The sequence below is a fragment of the Comamonas granuli NBRC 101663 genome (genome assembly GCF_000739995.1).
Lineage (GTDB): Bacteria > Pseudomonadota > Gammaproteobacteria > Burkholderiales > Burkholderiaceae_C > Simplicispira > Simplicispira granuli.
Genome location: NZ_BBJX01000008.1, coordinates 159,384 through 178,043 on the forward strand (window position 1 = coordinate 159,384; position 18,660 = coordinate 178,043).

The 18,660-nt window shown below is 70.8% G+C and carries 16 protein-coding genes; 14 read left to right on the forward strand and 2 right to left on the reverse strand.

The genetic code is table 11. The features are described from left to right. Positions 1-47 precede the first annotated feature (47 nt). The 6 genes from CGR01S_RS10255 to CGR01S_RS10280 all read left to right on the forward strand — a co-directional run bounded on the left by CGR01S_RS10255 (position 48) and on the right by CGR01S_RS10280 (position 6,984). Positions 48-980, forward strand: a complete 933-nt coding sequence (locus tag CGR01S_RS10255; protein WP_084690631.1) for a LysR family transcriptional regulator — start codon at positions 48-50, stop codon at positions 978-980. A 76-nt stretch (positions 981-1,056) separates the two neighbouring features. Beyond that, the gene (locus tag CGR01S_RS10260) at positions 1,057-2,652 is read left to right on the forward strand and encodes an ABC transporter ATP-binding protein (RefSeq protein WP_042426222.1); all 1,596 of its coding nucleotides are present in this window, start codon (positions 1,057-1,059) and stop codon (positions 2,650-2,652) included. Continuing rightward, positions 2,639-3,718, forward strand: a complete 1,080-nt coding sequence (locus tag CGR01S_RS10265; RefSeq protein ID WP_042426225.1) for an ABC transporter permease — start codon at positions 2,639-2,641, stop codon at positions 3,716-3,718. The genes CGR01S_RS10260 and CGR01S_RS10265 overlap by 14 nt, the downstream gene beginning before the upstream one ends. Position 3,719: 1 nt before the next feature. Next, positions 3,720-4,640 carry an ABC transporter permease gene (locus CGR01S_RS10270; RefSeq protein WP_042426228.1) on the forward strand — a complete coding sequence of 307 codons (921 nt, stop codon included), beginning with the start codon at positions 3,720-3,722 and terminating at the stop codon, positions 4,638-4,640. A gap of 47 nt (positions 4,641-4,687) precedes the next feature. After that, a complete protein-coding gene (locus CGR01S_RS10275; protein ID WP_042426231.1) occupies positions 4,688-5,857 on the forward strand; it encodes a BMP family ABC transporter substrate-binding protein in 1,170 nt (389 codons plus the stop codon). Between the two features lie 77 nt (positions 5,858-5,934). After that, positions 5,935-6,984 carry an adenosine deaminase gene (locus tag CGR01S_RS10280; RefSeq protein ID WP_042426234.1) on the forward strand — a complete coding sequence of 350 codons (1,050 nt, stop codon included), beginning with the start codon at positions 5,935-5,937 and terminating at the stop codon, positions 6,982-6,984. Positions 6,985-7,028: 44 nt separating this feature from the next. Here the strand turns inward: CGR01S_RS10280 and CGR01S_RS10285 are convergent, their stop codons facing one another. After that, positions 7,029-7,478, reverse strand: a complete 450-nt coding sequence (locus tag CGR01S_RS10285; protein ID WP_042426237.1) for an HIT family protein — start codon at positions 7,476-7,478, stop codon at positions 7,029-7,031. Positions 7,479-7,795: 317 nt separating this feature from the next. On the opposite strand from CGR01S_RS10285, the gene CGR01S_RS10290 reads away from it, so the two are divergent. The 6 genes from CGR01S_RS10290 to dcd all read left to right on the forward strand — a co-directional run bounded on the left by CGR01S_RS10290 (position 7,796) and on the right by dcd (position 14,871). Next, on the forward strand, positions 7,796-9,031 hold the full coding sequence (locus CGR01S_RS10290) for a 3-methyl-2-oxobutanoate dehydrogenase (2-methylpropanoyl-transferring) subunit alpha (RefSeq protein WP_042426240.1): 1,236 nt from the start codon (positions 7,796-7,798) through the stop codon (positions 9,029-9,031). Between the two features lie 39 nt (positions 9,032-9,070). Continuing rightward, entirely contained in the window at positions 9,071-10,075 is a 1,005-nt protein-coding gene (locus CGR01S_RS10295) for an alpha-ketoacid dehydrogenase subunit beta (RefSeq protein WP_042426243.1), read from the forward strand. Between the two features lies 1 nt (position 10,076). Next, entirely contained in the window at positions 10,077-11,378 is a 1,302-nt protein-coding gene (locus CGR01S_RS10300) for a dihydrolipoamide acetyltransferase family protein (protein WP_042426247.1), read from the forward strand. Between the two features lie 16 nt (positions 11,379-11,394). After that, positions 11,395-12,789: a dihydrolipoyl dehydrogenase gene (gene lpdA, locus CGR01S_RS10305; protein ID WP_042426250.1), complete on the forward strand. Its 1,395-nt coding sequence runs from the start codon at positions 11,395-11,397 to the stop codon at positions 12,787-12,789. A gap of 156 nt (positions 12,790-12,945) precedes the next feature. Beyond that, positions 12,946-14,244 carry a guanine deaminase gene (guaD, locus tag CGR01S_RS10310; protein ID WP_042426253.1) on the forward strand — a complete coding sequence of 433 codons (1,299 nt, stop codon included), beginning with the start codon at positions 12,946-12,948 and terminating at the stop codon, positions 14,242-14,244. Positions 14,245-14,298: 54 nt separating this feature from the next. Further along, positions 14,299-14,871 carry a dCTP deaminase gene (dcd, locus tag CGR01S_RS10315; RefSeq protein ID WP_042426255.1) on the forward strand — a complete coding sequence of 191 codons (573 nt, stop codon included), beginning with the start codon at positions 14,299-14,301 and terminating at the stop codon, positions 14,869-14,871. A 9-nt stretch (positions 14,872-14,880) separates the two neighbouring features. On the opposite strand, the gene pcp is transcribed toward dcd, so the two are convergent. After that, complete coding sequence (gene pcp, locus CGR01S_RS10320; RefSeq protein ID WP_042426341.1) at positions 14,881-15,540, reverse strand: pyroglutamyl-peptidase I; 660 nt, start codon at positions 15,538-15,540, stop codon at positions 14,881-14,883. Between the two features lie 87 nt (positions 15,541-15,627). On the opposite strand from pcp, the gene ypfJ reads away from it, so the two are divergent. Further along, positions 15,628-16,497, forward strand: coding sequence for a KPN_02809 family neutral zinc metallopeptidase (gene ypfJ, locus CGR01S_RS10325; RefSeq protein ID WP_042426258.1), 870 nt, complete (start codon positions 15,628-15,630; stop codon positions 16,495-16,497). 8 nt (positions 16,498-16,505) lie between these two features. Then, on the forward strand, positions 16,506-18,656 hold the full coding sequence (locus CGR01S_RS10330) for an SLC26A/SulP transporter family protein (RefSeq protein ID WP_245616787.1): 2,151 nt from the start codon (positions 16,506-16,508) through the stop codon (positions 18,654-18,656). Positions 18,657-18,660 lie beyond the last annotated feature (4 nt).

Genomic DNA, 18,660 nt, shown 5'->3' on the forward strand with positions numbered 1-18,660 from the left:
AGGGCGCGGCATACGTTTTGGCTTATGACGGGAATGCACGCACCGCTATGAGGGACCCAGCGCTTTTCGACAAGATAGACCTCCATCTCATCAGGGTCTTGCATACCGTGTTGACCGAGCGCAGCGTTTCCAAGGCGGCCATCCGGCTGGGCATGCACCAGCCGGCGGTCTCGCACGCGCTCAAGCGGCTGCGGCAACTGGCGGACGACCCGCTGCTCGTGCGCTCGGGCGCGGGCATGGCGCCCACCGACGCGGCACTGCGCATGGTCGCGCCGGCCGCGGCCATCCTGCGGGCGGCCGAGTCCCTGTTTTCCGACGCGCGCGGCTTCGACCCGCGCAGCGCCACGCGCAGCTTTCGCGTGGCCGCCAGCGCCTACCTCGACCCGCTGTTCCTGCCGCGCCTGGCCGCGCGCATCAAGCAGGAGGCGCCGCGCTGCCCCATCGACATCCTGCCGCTCTCGCCCGACAGCCCGTACCACGCGCTGCTGGCCGAGGGCGAGGCGGACGTGGTCATCGGCAACTGGCCCGAGCCGCCCGGCGACCTGCACCAGGGACGGCTGTTCAGCGACGAGGTGGTGTGCCTGGTGCGCCAGGACCACCCGGCCGTGCGCCGCGGCTGGAGCACCGAGGACTGGCTGGCGGCCGAGCACATCGCGCCCACGCCCACGCATCCGGGGGCGCGCGGCGTGATCGACGCCCACCTCGACAGCCTGGGCCTGGTGCGCAACATCACGGCGCGCTGCGCGCATTTCGGGCTCATCCCCGACATCGTGGCGCAAAGCCTGCTGGTGCTCACCACCGGGCGCCAGTACTGCGAGCGCTTTGCCGCGCGCCTGCCCGTGGCCATACTGCCGTGCCCGGTGGCGTTTCCGCCGCTGGTGTACTACCAGCTCTGGCACGAGCGCACGCACCCGTCCGAAGCCGGTGCATGGCTGCGCGATTGCGTGCGCAGTGTGGCGCAAGCGCTACGAAAACCATAGCTGGTGGCGCAGGTCTTACCTGCCCTGCAGCGATATTTGTGCATAAATAGAAACATCTTTGGGAGACAATGCGCGCATGAATTCCACCGCACACCCCGCTGCCCCCGGCCAGGCCCCGCCGCGCCTGCGGCTGGCGGGCATCACCAAGCGCTACCCTGCCGTGGTGGCGAACAACGGCGTCTCGCTCACGGTGCAGCCGGGCGAGATCCACGCCGTGCTGGGCGAGAACGGCGCGGGCAAGTCCACGCTGATGAAGATCATCTACGGCGCCACGCGGCCCGACGAGGGCAGCGTGCAGTTCGACGGGCAGGCCGTGAGCATCCGCAACCCCCAGGAGGCGCGGCAGCTGGGCATCGCCATGGTGTTCCAGCATTTCAGCCTGTTCGACACCCTCACCGTGGCCGAGAACGTCTGGCTGGGCCTGGACAAGAGCATCTCCCTGGCCGAGGTCACGCGCCGCATCACGGCCAAGGCGGCCGAGTACGGCCTGGACATCGACCCGCTGCGCCCCGTGCACACGCTCAGCGTGGGCGAGATGCAGCGCGTGGAGATCATCCGCGCCCTGCTGGCCAACCCGCGCCTGCTCATCCTCGACGAGCCGACCTCGGTGCTCACGCCGCAGGCGGTGGAAAAGCTCTTTGTCGTGCTGCGCCAGCTCGCCGCCGAGGGCTGCAGCATCCTCTACATCAGCCACAAGCTGCACGAGATCCGTGCGCTGTGCAGCGCCTGCACCGTGATGCGTGCGGGCCAGGTGACGGGCGTGTGCGACCCGCGCGCCGAATCCAACGCCTCGCTCTCGCGCCTCATGATCGGTGCCGAACCGGCGGCGCTGGAGCACCGCGCCGTGCCCCCGGGCGAGGCCGTGCTGCGCGTGCAGGGCCTGAGCCTGGCGCGCGCCGACCAGTTCGGCGTCGATCTGGTCGATGTGCAGTTCGAGGTGCGCGCGGGCGAGGTCGTGGGCATCGCCGGCGTCTCGGGCAACGGGCAGAAGGAGTTGCTGTGCGCGCTCTCGGGCGAAGACCCGCGCGCCCAGCCCGCCATGGTGCAGGTGGCGGGGCAGAACGTGGGCCACCGCGGCCCGCGCCAGCGGCGCGCCCTGGGCCTGCATTTCGTGCCCGAGGAGCGCCTGGGCCGCGGCGCCGTGCCCAGCATGGGGCTGGCGCACAACCTGCTGCTCACGCGCAGCGACGCGGTGGGGGCGCTGGGCTGGATCCGCATGCGCGTGCTGCAGGCGCAGGCGCGCGGCATCATCGAGCGCTTCGGCGTCAAGGCCGGCGGGCCCGATGCGCCGGCGCAGTCGCTCTCGGGCGGCAACCTGCAGAAGTTCATCGTCGGGCGCGAGATCTCGGCCCGGCCGCGCCTGCTCATCGTCGCCCAGCCCACCTGGGGCGTGGACGTGGGCGCGGCGCAGCAGATCCGCAGCGAGATCCTGCAGCTGCGCGACGCCGGCTGCGCCGTGCTCGTGCTGAGCGAGGAACTGGAGGAGTTGTTTGACATGAGCGACCGGCTCTACGTGATGGCCAAGGGCCAGCTTTCGCCCTCGGTAGCGCGGCAGGACGCCACGGTCGAGCGCATCGGCGAGTGGATGAGCGGCCTGTGGCATGCCCAGGTGCAGGCGCACCTGGCGCAGGGTGCGGCGCGGGAAGGCGAGGTGGCCCATGCTCAAGCTTGAACCGCGTCCGCAGGCTTCGCGCTGGTGGTCCTACGGCTCGCCGCTGCTGGCGCTGTGCATCACCGTGCTCATCGGCGTGGCGCTGTTCGCCGTGCTCGGCAAGGACCCGGTGCGCGGTCTGCAGGTGTTCTTCTGGGAGCCGCTGCGCACGCGCTACGCCCTGGGCGAGCTCATGGTCAAGGCCACGCCGCTGCTGCTCATCGCGCTGGGGCTGGCCGTGTGCTTCCGCTCCAACGTCTGGAACATCGGCGCCGAGGGGCAGTTCGTCATGGGCGCCATTGCCGCCGGCGGCGTGGCGCTGATGGCGAGCAAGGACACGGGCGCCTGGATCGTGCCCGCGCTGCTCGCGGCCGGCGTGCTGGGCGGCATGGCCTGGGCGGGCCTGACGGCGCTGCTGCGCGACCGCTTCAACGCCAACGAGATCCTGGTCAGCCTGATGCTGGTCTATGTGGCCAGCCTGTTCCTGAGCTATCTGGTGTTCGGCCCCTGGAAGGACCCCATGGGCTACAACTTTCCGCAGACGCGCATGTTCGAGCGCGTCACGCAGATCCCGCGGCTCATGGCGGGTTCGCGCGTGCACATCGGCCTGCCCCTGGCCCTGCTCGGTGCGGCGCTGCTGTGGGTGTTCCTGTTCCGCGCGCGTGCGGGTTTTGCCCAGCAGGTGGGCGGGCTGGCGCCCGCGGCGGCGCGCTACGCGGGCTTTTCGTCGCGCCGCGCGCTGTGGACGGCACTGCTCATCTCGGGCGGCGCGGCGGGCCTGGCCGGGGCGCTGGAGGTGGCGGGCCCCATCGGCCAGCTCACGCCCTACGTGCCCGCGGGCTATGGTTTTGCCGCCATCATCGTGGCCTTCGTCGGGCGCCTGCACCCGGTGGGCATGGTGTTCTCGGCCATGCTCATGAGCATGTTCTACATCGGCGGCGAGCTGGCGCAGTCGCGCCTGGGGCTGCCCAAGTCGCTCACGGGTGTGTTCCAGGGCCTGCTGCTGTTCTCGCTGCTGGCCTGCGACACGCTCATCGCCTACCGCGTGCGCTGGGTGCGCGCGCAACCTGCACGGCGGGAGGTCTGAGATGGAATCCTACGCACTCCTGATCGGCGCCACGCTCAGCGCGGGCACGGTGCTGGCGATTGCGGCGCTGGGCCTGCTCATCAACGAGAAGGCGGGCATCGTCAACCTGGGCGCCGAGGGCATGATGCTGTGCGCCGCCATCGCCGGCTTTGCCACCGTGGTGCACACGGGCAGCCCCTGGCTGGGTTTTGCCGCGGGCATGGCGGCCGGCGCGCTGCTCGCCGCGGTGTTTGGCTGGCTGGTCATCTGGCTCAACACCAACCAGTACGCCACGGGGCTGGCGCTGTCGCTGTTCGGCGTGGGCTTCTCGGCGTTCGCCGGCATCCACTACGTGCAGGCCAAGCTGCCCGAGCTGCCCAAGTACGGCATTCCACTGCTCGCCGATGTGCCCGTCCTCGGGCCGGCGCTGTTTCGCCAGCACCCCGTGGTCTACCTGACCATGGCGTTCACGGCGGCGCTGGTGTGGTTCCTCTACCGCACGCGCGCCGGCCTGGTGCTGCGCTCGGTGGGCGAGTCGCCACAGTCGGCGCACGCGCTGGGCTACCCGGTGCGCCGCATCCGCCTGGCGGCCGTGGTGGCCGGGGGGGCGCTGTGCGGCCTGGCTGGCGCCTACATCTCCACCGTGTACACGCCGCTGTGGGTCGAGGGCATGGTCGCCGGGCGCGGCTGGATCGCGCTGGCGCTCACCACCTTCGCCACCTGGCGCCCGGCGCGCGTGCTGCTCGGCGCCTATCTGTTCGGCGGCGTGACCATGCTGCAGTTCCACCTGCAGGCCACGGGCGTGCAGGTGGCCAGCCAGTGGCTCAGCATGCTGCCCTACCTCTCGACCATCGTGGTGCTGGCCCTGATCTCGCGCAATCCGCAGTGGATCCGGGTGAACATGCCGGCCTCGCTGGGCAAACCCTTTTATCCCGGCACATAATGGCCGTTTTTTTCGTCCCCTCCCCAACTTCCCCAGAAGGAACCGACATGACCGATCTGCACAAACGCGCGCTCATCAAGACGGCAGCGCTCTCCGCCGTGGCGGCGGCAGCCCTGATGGGCTGCGGCAAGAAGGAAGAACCGGCACCGGCCCCCGCACCGGCACCGGCCCCCGTCACCGAGGCGCCCGCACCCAAGCCCGAGCCGCTGAAGATCGCGTTTGCCTATGTCGGCCCCGTGGGCGACGGCGGCTGGTCCTTCGCCCACGACAACGGGCGCAAGGCCGTCGAGAAGGAGTTCGGCGACAAGGTCGTCACCAGCTTCGTCGAGAGCGTGCCCGAGTCGGCCGACGCCGAGCGCGTGCTGCGCGACATGGCCGGCCAGGGCAACAAGCTGATCTTCGGCACCACCTTCGGCTACATGGAGTCCATCCAGAAGATCGCCCCGGACTTCCCCGACGTGAAGTTCGAGCACGCCACGGGCTACAAGACCGCCGCCAACGTGCGCACCTACGACAGCCGCACCTATGAGGGCGCGTACATGGCCGGTGTGATCGCGGGCGGCATGACCAAGACCAATGTGCTGGGCGTGGTCGGTTCGGTGCCCATCCCCGAGGTGCTGCGCAACATCAACAGCTTCACGCTGGGCGCGCAGTCGGTCAACCCCAAGATCAAGACCAAGGTCGTGTGGGTGAACGAATGGTTCAGCCCCCCGAAGGAAACCGAGGCCGCCACCAGCCTGATCAACGGCGGCGCGGACGTGCTGTTCCAGAACACCGACTCGCCCGCCGTGCTCAAGACCGCGCAGGAAAAGGGCAAGCGCGCCTTCGGCTGGGATTCGGACATGACCGCCTACGGCCCCAAGGCCCACCTGGCATCGGCCATCATCAACTGGGGCCCGTACTACATCAAGGCCACCAAGGACGCGCTGGAAGGCACCTGGAAGGGTGACGAGCAGGCCTGGTGGGGCGTCAAGGAGGGTGCGATCGACCTCGTCTCCATCGCCGAGGACGTGCCCGCCGAGCTCAAGGCCAAGGCCGAGGAAGTCAAGAACGGCCTGAAGGACGGCAGCTTCCAGATCTGGAAGGGCCCCATCGTGGACAACGCGGGCAAGACCGTGCTCGACAAGGACGCCGTGGCCGACGACAAGTTCCTCACGGGCATCAACTTCTACGTCAAGGGCGTGGAAGGCAAGGTGCCGGGCGGCGACAAGAAATAAGCACAGCACCGCTGTATGCTTGCCAGGGCCGCCGCAGTGCGGCCCTTTTCGTTTCCCCTGTCCCCGGAGGCTGCCCCATGTTCAAGGTCCCGCCCGTCGCCGCCGAACGCCTGCCCGCACTGCTGCGCGCCATGCCCAAGGCCGAGCTGCACATCCACATCGAAGGCTCGCTCGAACCCGAGCTGATCTTCGCGCTGGCCGAACGCAACAGCGTGCGCCTGCCCTACGCCAGCGTGCAGGAGCTGCGCAGCGCCTACGCCTTCACCGATCTGCAGAGCTTCCTCGACATCTACTACGCCGGCGCCAGCGTGCTGCTGCACGAGCAGGACTTCTACGACATGGCGCGCGCCTACCTGGCGCGCGCCGTGGCCGACAACGTGGTGCACGCCGAGATCTTCTTCGACCCGCAGACGCACACGGCGCGCGGCGTGCCCATAGAGACCGTCATCATGGGCCTGCACCGCGCCTGCGAGGACGCGCGCACCCTGCTGGGCATCAGCGCCAGCCTGATCCTGTGCTTTCTGCGCCACCTGAGCGAGGAGGAGGCCTTTGCCACGCTGGAGCAGGCGCTGCCACTGCAGGACAAGTTCATCGGCGTGGGCCTGGACAGCAGCGAGCTGGGCCATCCGCCCGAGAAGTTCGCGCGCGTGTTTGCGCGCTGCCGCGAGCTGGGCCTGCGCCGGGTGGCCCATGCGGGCGAGGAGGGGCCGCCCGCCTACATCTGGAGCGCGCTCGACGTGCTCCAGGTCGAGCGCATAGACCACGGCGTGCAGGCCTTCCAGGACGCCGCGCTCCTGCAGCGCCTGGCCAGCAGCCGCGTGCCGCTCACAGTGTGCCCGCTGTCCAACCAGAAGCTGCGCGTGTTCCCGGACCTCCGGGACCACAAGCTGCGCCAGTTGCTCGATGCCGGCCTGTGCGCCACGGTCAACTCGGACGACCCGGCCTACTTCGGCGGCTACATCAACGACAACTTCACGCAGGTCTTCGCCGCCACCGGCATGGGCGCACGCCACGCCTACGAGCTGGCCAGCAACAGCTTCGAGGCCAGTTTTGCCAGCGCGGCCGACAAGCGCGCCTGGCAGCACAAGCTCAAGGAGAGTTTCGAGCGCTTCGTCGAGTACGACTGAGCGCTGCGGCACGCCCTGCGGCAGCGCAGGGGTTCAGCGGGCGCTCAGGGCGCCGGGGCCATGGCCGCGGCCAGGCGGCGGGCGTAGTCCTGCAGCATGGCCGGGTCGGGGTTCTTGCGCGGCCAGGACAGGGCAATGCCGTCGCCCGCGTGGCGCGGCACCACATGCATGTGGAAGTGGAACACCGTCTGGTCGCCCTCGCGGCCATTGGCCTGCAGCAGGGTGATGCCCGGAGGGTCGAACACCTGCTGGACGGCGCGGGCCACGCGCTGGGCCGTCTGCAGCACGGCGGCAGCCTCTTGCGGCGTGATGTCCAGCAGTGTCGCCGCGTGGCGCCGGGTAGCTACGAGCACATGGCCGGGGTTGACCTGGCCGATGTCCATGAAGGCGAGGGTCAGCGCGTCTTCGTGCACGCGCGCCGAAGGGATCTCTCCCGCCACGAGGCGGCAGAACAGGCATTGGCCGGGGGGCGAGGTATCGACGAACAGGGGCATGGCGCAGGCTCCGGGGGCAGGGGCGCGACCAGATGCGCCCGGACTGCGAGTGTAGGGCTGCCCACCCTCAGGCGGTCTCTTTGCCCCCAGGGTTTGTGCCCTCCCGCCCGGCACCGCCCCGGGTGCAGCATGCTTCTTGGCGGGAAGGGGCCTGGCAGGGCCGTCCTGCCGATGCCCTGGTTGGCGGCAGGGTGTTTGCCGGCATAGAATCCACGGCTGCGCTACCCGCGCAACCGTGAACGGCGTGCCGCAACCCGGCCCGCCGCTTCAGTCCGACAACAAGCCGCGCGACACAATCGCGCGCCTGGAGACCGTGGATGACACCGCACACAGCCCTCAAGCTGCATGTGCCCGAGCCGACTGGGCGGCCGGGTTGCAAGACAGACTTCTCCTATCTCAGCGTCTCGCCCGCCGGCGCCGTACGCAGACCCCCCACTGACACCTCCCCGGCCGACACCGCCGACCTGGCGACCAGCCTGGTGCGTGTGCTGGACGACGACGGCCAGGCCGTCGGTCCCTGGGCCCCCGCCATCCATCCCGAGCGCCTGCGCCGCGGCCTGCGCGCCATGATGAAGACGCGCATCTTCGACGCGCGCATGCTGCTCGCCCAGCGCCAGAAAAAGCTCTCCTTCTACATGCAGTGCCTGGGCGAGGAGGCCATCGCCGTGGCCCATTCCATGGCGCTGCAGGACGGCGACATGTGCTTTCCCACCTACCGCCAGCAGGGGCTGCTGCTCGCGCGCGACGACATCTCCCTGGTGGAGCTGATCTGCCAGCTCATGAGCAATGAGCGCGACCCGATCAAGGGCCGCCAGTTGCCCGTGATGTATTCGTACAAGCGCGCGGGCTTCTTCTCCATCTCGGGCAACCTGGCCACCCAGGTGCCCCAGGCCGTGGGCTGGGCCATGGCCTCGGCCATCAAGGGCGACACCAAGATCGCCTCCGCCTGGATCGGCGACGGCTCCACGGCCGAGAGCGACTTCCACACCGCGCTCACCTTTGCCCATGTGTACCGCGCGCCGGTGATCATCAACGTGGTCAACAACCAGTGGGCCATCTCCACCTTCCAGTCCATCGCGGGCGGGGAGGGCACGACCTTCGCCCAGCGCGGCGTGGGGGTGGGCATCGCCTCGCTGCGCGTCGACGGCAACGACTTCCTGGCCGTGTATGCCGCCTCGCAGTGGGCGGCCGAGCGCGCGCGCGCCAACCACGGGCCCACGCTCATCGAGTGGGAGACCTACCGCGCCGGGCCGCACTCCACCTCGGACGACCCCTCCAAGTACCGCCCCGCCGACGACTGGCAGCGCTTCCCGCTGGGCGACCCCATCGAGCGCCTGAAAAAGCACCTGATCGCCATCGGCGAGTGGAGCGAGGCGCAGCACGAGCAGGCCCAGAAGACGCTGGAGGCCGAAGTGGTCGCCGCGCAGAAGGAGGCCGAAAGCCACGGCACCCTGCTCGACGGCCGCGTGCCCAGCGCGGCCGCGATCTTCGACGACGTGTACCACCAGATGCCGGAGCACCTGCGCCGGCAACGCCAGCAGATGGGGGTCTGAGCCATGGCAGAGCACAAGCAAGACCCGGCAGGCGTCCCCATGACCATGATCCAGGCCCTGCGTTCGGGCCTGGACGTGATGATGGGGCGCGACGACAACGTCATCGTCTACGGCGAGGACGTGGGCTACTTCGGCGGCGTGTTCCGCGTCACCGAGGGCCTGCAGGCCAAGTACGGCAAGACGCGCTGTTTCGACGCGCCGATCTCCGAATCGGGCATCGTCGGCACGGCCATCGGCATGGCGGCCTATGGCCTCAGGCCCGTGGTGGAGATCCAGTTCGCCGACTACTTCTACCCGGCCACGGACCAGATCGTCTCCGAGGCGGCGCGCCTGCGCCACCGCTCGGCCGGGGATTTTTCCGCCCCCATGGTGATCCGCATGCCCTGCGGCGGCGGCATCTACGGTGGGCAGACGCACAGCCAGAGCCCCGAGGCCTTCTTCACCCATGTCTGCGGCCTGCGCACGGTCATGCCCAGCAACCCGTACGACGCCAAGGGCCTGCTCATCGCCGCCATCGAGTGCGAGGACCCGGTGATCTTCCTGGAGCCCAAGCGGTTGTACAACGGCCCGTTCGACGGCCACCACGACAAGCCGGTCGTGCCCTGGTCCAAGCACGAGCGGGGCCGCGTGCCCGAGGGCTACTACCAGGTGCCTTTGACCAAGGCGGCCGTGTTCCGCCCGGGCAAGGCCGTGACGGTGCTCACCTACGGCACCATGGTCTGGGTCAGCGAATGCGCCGCGCGCGAGGCGGGCATCGACGCCGAGATCATTGACCTGCGCAGCCTCTGGCCGCTGGATCTGGAGACCATCGTCGCCTCGGTGCAGAAGACCGGCCGCTGCGTGGTGGTGCACGAGGCCACGCGCACCAGCGGCTTTGGCGCCGAACTCGCCGCGCTGGTGCAGGAGCATTGCTTCTACCACCTGGAGGCGCCCATCGAGCGCGTGACGGGCTGGGACACCCCCTACCCGCACGCCCAGGAGTGGGCGTATTTCCCCGGGCCGGCGCGCGTCGGCGCGGCCCTCAAGCGCGCAGTGGAGGCATGACATGGGTATTTACGTGATCCGCGTGCCCGACATTGGCGAGGGCATTGCCGAAGTGGAGCTGGTGTCCTGGCATGTGCAGCCGGGCGACCGTGTGAGCGAAGACCAGCACCTGGCCGACGTGATGACCGACAAGGCCACCGTCGAGGTGCCATCGCCCACGCATGGCAAGGTGCTGGCGCTGGGCGGCAGCCCCGGCCAGGTGATGGCCGTGGGCGCCGAGCTGGTGCGCCTGGAGGTCGAGGGTGAGGGGAATTTGAAGGAAAATGCGGCTCCAGCGCCCGTCCAGCAAGCGCCAGCAGCTCCTGTTTCTGTAGCGGCTGTGGCGCCTGCCGCTGCAGCCCCCGTGGCCGCAGCTCCCGCCCCGGCGCCCGCGCCCCTGCGCCCGGCTGCGGCGCCGCGCGGTACGCCCGCCGTGGTGCGCAAGGAAGGCGAGCGCCCGCTCGCCTCGCCCGCCGTGCGCCGGCGCGCCCAGGATATGGGGGTGGACCTGCGCTACGTGCACGGCAGTGGCCCCGCCGGCCGCATCGGGCACCAGGACCTGGACACCTACGCCGCCGGCCAGGGCCAGCCGGCCGGGCAGGGCGCCTCGCCCTATGTGGAACGCCATGGCGAGGAGCAGATCCCCGTCATCGGCCTGCGCCGCAAGATCGCGCAGAAGATGCAGGAGGCCAAGCGCCGCATCCCGCATTTCAGCTACGTGGAAGAGGTGGACGTGACCGAGCTCGAAGCCTTGCGCCAGCAGCTCAACAGGCTCCATGGCAGCACACGCGGCAAGCTCACGCTGCTGCCCTTCCTGGTGCGCGCCATGGTGCTGGCCTTGCGCGACTTCCCGCAGATCAATGCGCGCTACGACGACGAGACCGGCGTGGTCACGCGCCACGCGGCCGTGCACCTGGGCGTGGCCACGCAGACCGACGGCGGCCTCATGGTGCCCGTGCTGCGCCATGCCGAGGCGCTGGACCTGTGGGCCTGCGCCGCGGGCATCGCGCGCGTGGCCGAGGGCGCGCGCAGCGGTAAGGCCCCGCGCGAGGAGCTCTCGGGCTCCACCATCACCCTCACCAGCCTGGGGGCGCTGGGCGGCATCGCCAGCACGCCGGTCATCAACCACCCCGAGGTGGCCATCGTCGGGGTCAACCGCATGGTCGAGCGCCCCATGTTCCGCAACGGCCAGGTGGTGGCGCGCCAGCTCATGAACCTCTCGTCCTCGTTCGACCACCGCGTGGTCGACGGCATGGACGCGGCGCGCTTCATCCAGGCCATGCGCGCGCTGCTCGAAACCCCGGCCCTGCTGTTTGTCGAGTGAAGCGGGAGGAATACACATGAAAGAAATCACTACCCGCCTGCTGGTCATCGGCGGTGGCCCGGGCGGCTACGTGGCGGCCATCCGTGCCGGGCAACTGGGCATTCCCACCGTGCTGGCGGAAGGCGCGCACCTGGGCGGCACCTGCCTGAACATCGGCTGCATCCCGTCCAAGGCGCTGATCCATGCAGCGCACGAGTTCGAGCGCGCGCGCCACCAGGCCCAGGGCTCGCCGCTGGGCATCCGCGTGCAGGAACCGAGCATCGACATTGCGCAGACCGTGCGCTGGAAGGACGGCATCGTCAAGCGCCTCTCCGGCGGCGTCGCCGGCCTGCTGCGCAAGGCGGGCGTGCAGGTGCTCAAGGGCTGGGCGCGCATCGAGGACGGCAAGACCGTGACCGTGCAGGCCGAGGGCGGCGAGAGCGTGCGCGTGCGCTGCGAACACCTGCTGCTGGCCACGGGCTCCGAGCCCGTGGAGCTGCCCAGCATGCCGTTTGGCGGCGCCATCTGGTCGTCCACGGATGCGCTCTCGCCCGACGTTGTCCCGAAGCGCCTGGTGGTGGTGGGCGCGGGCTACATCGGGCTGGAGCTGGGCATGGCCTACCGCAAGCTGGGCGTGGAGGTCACGGTGGTCGAGGCCGCGCAGCGCGTGCTGCCCAGCTACGACGAGGAGCTGACCCAGCCCGTGCTCGATGCCCTGCAAAAGAGCGGCGTGGTGCTGCACCTGGGCTGCAGCGTGCAGGGCTACGACGCCAAGCACGGCGTGCATGTGCGCAATGCGCGCGCCGACGAGTTCGCCCTGCCGGCCGAGCGCGTGCTCGTCGCTGTGGGGCGCAGGCCGCGCACGGCGGGCTTCGGGCTCGAATCCCTGCAGCTCGACATGGCCGGCCGCTACCTGGCCGTGGATGCGCACTGCCGCACCTCCATGCGCAATGTCTGGGCCATCGGCGACGTCACCGGCGAGCCCATGCTCGCGCACCGCGCCATGGCGCAGGGCGAATGCGTGGCCGAGCAGATCGCGGGCCAGAGCCGGCGCTTCGAGCCCATGGCCATCCCGGCCGTGTGCTTCACCGACCCCGAGGTCGTGGTCGTGGGCAAGACGCCGGGCGAGGCGCGCGCCGCGGGGCTGGACTGCATCGACGCGGCCTTCCCCTTCTCCGCCAACGGCCGCGCGATGACGCTGGAAGCCACCGGCGGCTTCGTGCGCGTGGTGGCGCGGCGCGACAACCACCTGATCCTTGGCTGGCAGGCCGTGGGCCAGGGCGTGGCCGAGCTGGCCGCGGCCTTCACCCAGTCCATCGAAATGGGCGCGCGGCTGGAGGACGTGGCGGGCACCATCCACGCCCACCCCACGCTGGGCGAGGCGGTGCAGGAGGCGGCGCTGCGCGCGCTGGGGCACGCGGTGCACATTTGACGCACCCCCCTGAGTCGCCTTCGGCGCCTTCCCCCCGCTCTCGCATCGCTGCGCGATGCGGGCAGGAGGACGCCCCCGGCGCGGCGGGGCGGCCCTTGCGCGGGGGCCCTGGTCTGGGCCGCGCCAGTGGCGTGCGGCTCCGGTAAGCTTGCAGCCATGCACATCTACCGTTCCGCCCTGTTGCGCTTTTCCGAGGATGGCCAGGCCTTGTACGACGAGGATGGCCTGCTCGCCATCGGCCCCGATGCGTCAGGCCGCCAGCGCGTGCAGGCGGCGGGGGCCTGGCACGCCTTGGCATCGCAGTTCGCGGGGCAGCATGTCACGCACTGGCCGGGGCGCCTGATCGCGCCGGGCTTCGTGGACATGCATGTCCACTACCCGCAGACCGACGTGATCGGCTCGCCTGCCGAGGGCCTGCTGCCCTGGCTGGAGAACTACACCTTTCCGCACGAAAAGCGCTTCGTCACCCAGGGCTATGCCGAGCAGGTGGCGGACTTCTTCCTCGACGAGCTGCTGCGCAACGGCGTGACGACGGCGCTGGCCTTCGCCACCTCGCACCCGCAGTCGGTCGATGCGCTGTTCGCCGAGGCGCGGCGCCGGCACCTGCGCCTGATGACGGGCAAGGTGCTGCAGGACCGGCATTCGCCCGATGGCGTGCGCGACGAGACGGAGCAAAGCCTGATCGACACCGAAGACCTGATCGCGCGCTGGCACGGCGTGGACCGGCTGGGCTACGCCATCACGCCGCGCTTTGCGCCCACCAGCAGCCCGGCGCAGTTGCGCGGCGCGGGCAAGCTCGCGGCGCAGTACCCGGACGTGTGGATCCAGTCGCACGTGGCCGAGAACCTCGACGAGGTGCGCTGGGTGCGCGAACTCTACCCGCGCGCGCGCAGCTACCTCGCGGTGTACGACGGCTTCGGCCTGATGCGCGAGCGCGCCGTGTACGCGCACTGCATCCACTTCGACGCGGAGGACCGCGCGCTGATGCGCGCGCGCCGCACGGCCGCCGCTGTCAGCCCCACGAGCAACCTGTTCCTGGGCAGCGGCTTTTTCGACTACCAGGCGGCCGACCGCGCGGGCTTTGCCTACGGCCTGGCCAGCGATGTGGGCGGGGGCACGAGCTTCTCGCCGTTTCGCACCATGCTCGCGGCCTACACCGTGGGGCGCGAGGGCCAGACCAAGCCGGGCCTGAGCCTGTCGCCCCGGCACCTGTGGTGGCAGCACACGGCAGGCGCGGCGCGCGCCCTGGGCCTGGAGGGCGTGATCGGCAATCTGCAGCCCGGCTGCGAGGGCGATTTCGTCGTGCTCAACCCGCAGGCCACGCCGCTGCTGGCGCGGCGCACGGCGCAGGCGGCCAGCCTGGACGAACTGCTGTTCGCCATGATCGTGCTGGGCGACGACCGGCTCGTGGAGCAAACCGTGATTTCACAGGCAAAATATGCCCCTGGCGCTTGATGGCCGAGCGCTACCAGCTATCAAAACCATAGTACCTGGCGAGGAGCCCGCAGCATGAGCATCAAGAGCGACAAATGGATCCGCCGCATGGCGGCCGAGCACGGCATGATCGAGCCCTTCGAGCCCGGCCAGGTGCGCGAGGCCGATGGCCGCAAGATCATCAGCTACGGCACCAGCAGCTACGGTTACGACATCCGCTGCGCACCCGAATTCAAGGTGTTCACCAACATCCACAGCACCGTGGTGGACCCGAAGAACTTCGACGAGAAAAGCTTCGTCGATTTCGAGGGCGACAGCTGCATCATCCCGCCCAACAGCTTCGCGCTGGCGCGCACCGTCGAATACTTCCGCATTCCGCGCAACGTGCTCACCGTCTGCCTGGGCAAGAGCACCTACGCGCGCTGCGGCATCATCGTCAACGTCACGCCCTTCGAGCCCGAGTGGGAAGGCTATGTGACGCTGGAGTTCTCCAACACCACGCCGCTGCCCGCGCGCATCTACGCCGGCGAGGGTTGCGCCCAGGTGCTGTTCTTCGAGAGCGACAAGGACGATGTCTGCGAGGTCTCGTACAAGGACCGCGGCGGCAAGTACCAGGGCCAGCACGGGGTCACGCTCCCCCGCGCCTGACCCCGGCCGTCAGTGCAGGGTGCCCGCGCCGAGGGCGATGTCCTGCGGGTGCAGCACGGCGGCCCACAGCATGGCGTGCACGCCGCGCACCATGTCGCGCAGTTGCATGCCGGGCGTTCCCTGCTCCGGCAGCCAGGGCACGTGCACGAAGCCGCCGCGCGCGAGCGGCGCCGCACCGGTGGCCAACTGGCGCATCAATCCATAGAACACCGCATTGCACACGAAGGTGCCCGCCGTCTGCGACACCTCGCAGCGCAGCCCGGCCTGCTGCACGGCGCGCCGCAGCGCCTTGACGGGCAGGCTGGCGAAGTAGGCCGCCGGGCCGTCCGGCGCCACGGGCTCGTCCACGGGCTGCGCGCCCTGGTTGTCGGGGATGCGGGCGTCGATCAGATTGATGGCGATGCGCTCGACCGACAGTGCCGCGCGCCCGCCCGCCTGCCCCAGGCACAGGACCAGCGCCGGGCGGTGCAGCGCCAGCAAGGCCTGCAACTGCTCCTGCGCCGCCCCGAAGACGGTGGGCAGTTGCGCCGCCACCACAGGGTGGCCGGCGATGCGCTGGCCGTGCAGCGCGCGGGCCACCAGCCAGCTCGGGTTGAGGGCGTCGCCGCCGAACGGGTCGAAGCCCGTGAGCAGCAGGGGCGCATGCGGGAGGGGGCGGGTCGGGGCCATGGTGCCCATGGTAGCGGCCCGCGCAGGCCGCGTCGGTGGCGCGTAATATGCCGGGACAGCATTGCGCAGACGGCACAGGAGCAGGCCATGAAATGGGAAGGCAACCGGGAATCGGACAACGTGGAAGACCGCCGCGGCAGCGGCGGCGGATTTCCCCTCCCGGGCGGGCGCGGCATCGGTATCGGCACCATCGTCATCGCCCTGCTGGGCGGCTGGGTGCTGGGCATCAACCCGCTCACCCTCCTGGGGCTGCTCAGCGGCGGGGGGCCGCCGGCCCAAGTGCAGCAGGCCCCGGCGCAGCGTCCGCCGGCCGATGACACGCCGGCGCGCTTCGTCTCCACCGTGCTGGCCGACACCGAAGACGTCTGGGCCGCCGTATTCCGCCAGGCGGGCGGCAGCTACCAGGAACCGCGGCTGGTGCTGTTTCGCGGCGCCACGCCCACGGCCTGCGGCACGGGGCAGGCGGCCATGGGGCCGTTCTACTGCCCGGCCGACCAGAAGGTCTACATCGACCTGGGCTTCTACGAAACCCTCAAGAGCCGCCTCGGCGCGCCGGGCGACTTCGCCCAGGCCTACGTGATCGCCCACGAGGTGGGCCACCATGTGCAGAACCTGCTGGGCATCAGCGCCCAGGTCGAGCAGATGCGCGGCCGTGTGGGCCAGGCCGAATACAACCGCCTGTCCGTGCGCCTGGAACTGCAGGCCGACTGCTTCGCCGGCGTGTGGGCGCACCATGCGCAGAATGCGCGCCAGATCCTGGAGCAGGGCGACGTGGAGGAAGCCATGAACGCCGCCGCGAAAATCGGCGACGACGCGCTGCAGCGCGCCCACGGTGGCGCCGTGGTGCCCGAATCCTTCACCCACGGCACCAGCGCGCAGCGCCAGCGCTGGTTCTCCACGGGCCTGCAGCAGGGCAGCGTGCGGGCCTGCGACACCTTCGGCGCACGCACGCTCTGACGCCGCCCATGGCGATGGCATCGTCGGGGCGCGCACCGTCTGCACCGCTGCCCCAGCGGGAGAGCCGGGCGGCAGCCCGGGCTGCGGCATGGTCGGCCGCCGCCGTGACCGTGCCGCACGCCGTGGGCCTGGGGCTGCTGGCCTTTGCCCCGCTGGTGGGGGTGCACTCGCTGGCCGCGCAGGCGCTGTGGTCGGCGGCGCTGCCGGGCCTGCTGCTCACGCTGGTGCTGCCGCGCGCTGGCGTGGTCTATGCCCCCTCGACGGTGGTGGCGCTGCTGTTCGCCGCCGTGCTGGCCACGGTGCAGGGCGCGGCGCCCAGCCTGGGCCTGCAGGGGCCGCAGGTGCTGGCCGTGACGGGCGCGACGGTGGCGCTGGCCTTTGTGTTCCAGGGCATGCTGGGAGTGCTGCGCCTGGCTTCGGCGGCGCGCTTTCTGCCCATTTCGGTGACGCACGGCTTTGCCGCGGGCGTGGGCCTGTCCATGGTGTTCGGGCAGGTGCGCACGGGCTTTGGCAGCGGCGCGCTGGGCGATGCGCGCATGCCCTGGAACGCCCTGGCGGCGCTGGCCGTGGTGCTGCTGGCCTGGGGGCTGCGCCGGCGCTGGCCGCAGGTGCCGGGCTTGCTGGCCGCGGTGGTGCTGGTGTCCCTGGCGGTGGCCGGGGCGGGTCAGTGGGGTCTGGGCGAGGTGTTCGTGGCCGCCGCTCCGCCCGGCCCGTTTGCCGGGCCGCTGTGGCCCGGCTGGGGCGGCATCCCCTGGGTGGCGCTGGCGCAGACGCAGGGCCAGGCCCTGGTCACGCTGGCCCTGCTCATGGCCATGGTCAACAGCCTGGAGGTGCTGGTGTTCCAGCAGGAGTTGGAGCTGGAACACGGCCTGCGCAGCGATGCCAACGCCATTTTGCGGCGCGAGAGCCTGCTCGGTGCGCTGTGCGCGCTCGCGGGCCTGATCCCGGCCTCCACCAGCGCCTCGCGCTCGCGCATCGTGCTGGCCGAGGTGGGGGCCTCGCGCGCGGCGCCGCGCTGGCACGCAGGCATCATGCTGGGGGTGGCCTGCACCGGGGCGTGGTGGCTGCACTGGCTGCCCATGGCCAGCCTGGCCGGGGGTCTGATCCTGGCCGGGTTGTGGCAGGTGCCGCGACCGCTGTGGTCGGCGCGCCATGCGCGCCAGGCGCGCGTCACCTGGGTGCAGAGCTGGCTGGTGGCGCTGGTGTTCGCGGTGTTCAGCGGCGCGGTCGCGCTGGTGGCCGGGCTGGTGGTGGCCACGCTTGCGCTGCTGCGCGACTCGGCCAGCACGGTGCTGCGCCATGTGCGGCTGGACGGCGAGCTGCGCTCGCGCCGCCTGCGCCGCGCGGCCACCGAGGGCTGGGTGGCGCAGCACATGAACCAGGTGGCGGTGTTCGAGGTGCAGGGCGTCATGTCCTTCGGCGTGGCGGCGCACCTGTCCGAGCAGGTGCGCGCGCTGCTGCAGCCGCGCCACCGCTGGGTGGTGCTCAATGCCACGCGCGTGCCCTCGTGGGACAGCACGGCCCTGGCGCAATTGCGGGCGCTGGTGCGCGACCTGCAGCAGCAGGGCATCGCGCTGGCCGTGGCCTCGCTGGACGCCGTGGCCCAGGCGCAGGCCGGCAGCACGGTGCGCAGCTTTGCCGACCTGGACCGCGCCCTGGAGTGGGCCGAGGTGCAGATCCTGGCGCTGCGCCCGGCGCATTTGCGCGTGCGCCACGGCAGCGCCGGGCCGCTGGGCGAACTGGGCGAGGGCCTGGCGCCCGCCGCGCGCCAGGCGCTGGAGGCGTGCCTGCGCACGCAGTCCGTGGCGCCGCACAGCCTGGTGTTCGCCACGGGGGATACGGACCGCGACCTGCTCGTGGTGCTGTCGGGCCACGTCACCCTGGTCACGCAGTGGCCGGCCGCGCAGGGGCTGCGCCTGGCCACGGTGGGGCCGGGCATGGCGTTTGGCGAGATGGCCTTCCTCAGCGGCGCACCGCGCTCGGCCTGCGCGGGCACCGAGCACGGCAAGGCGCGCGTGGTGCGGCTGGCGCGCGCGGATTTCGACGCCTGGGTGCAGCAGTACCCCGAGCAGGCGCTCATCGTCATGGCCGGCCTGGCGCAGATCGGCACGCGCCGTCTGGCGGCCACGACGCAGCAGTTGCGCGCCGTGCTCGAATGAGCCG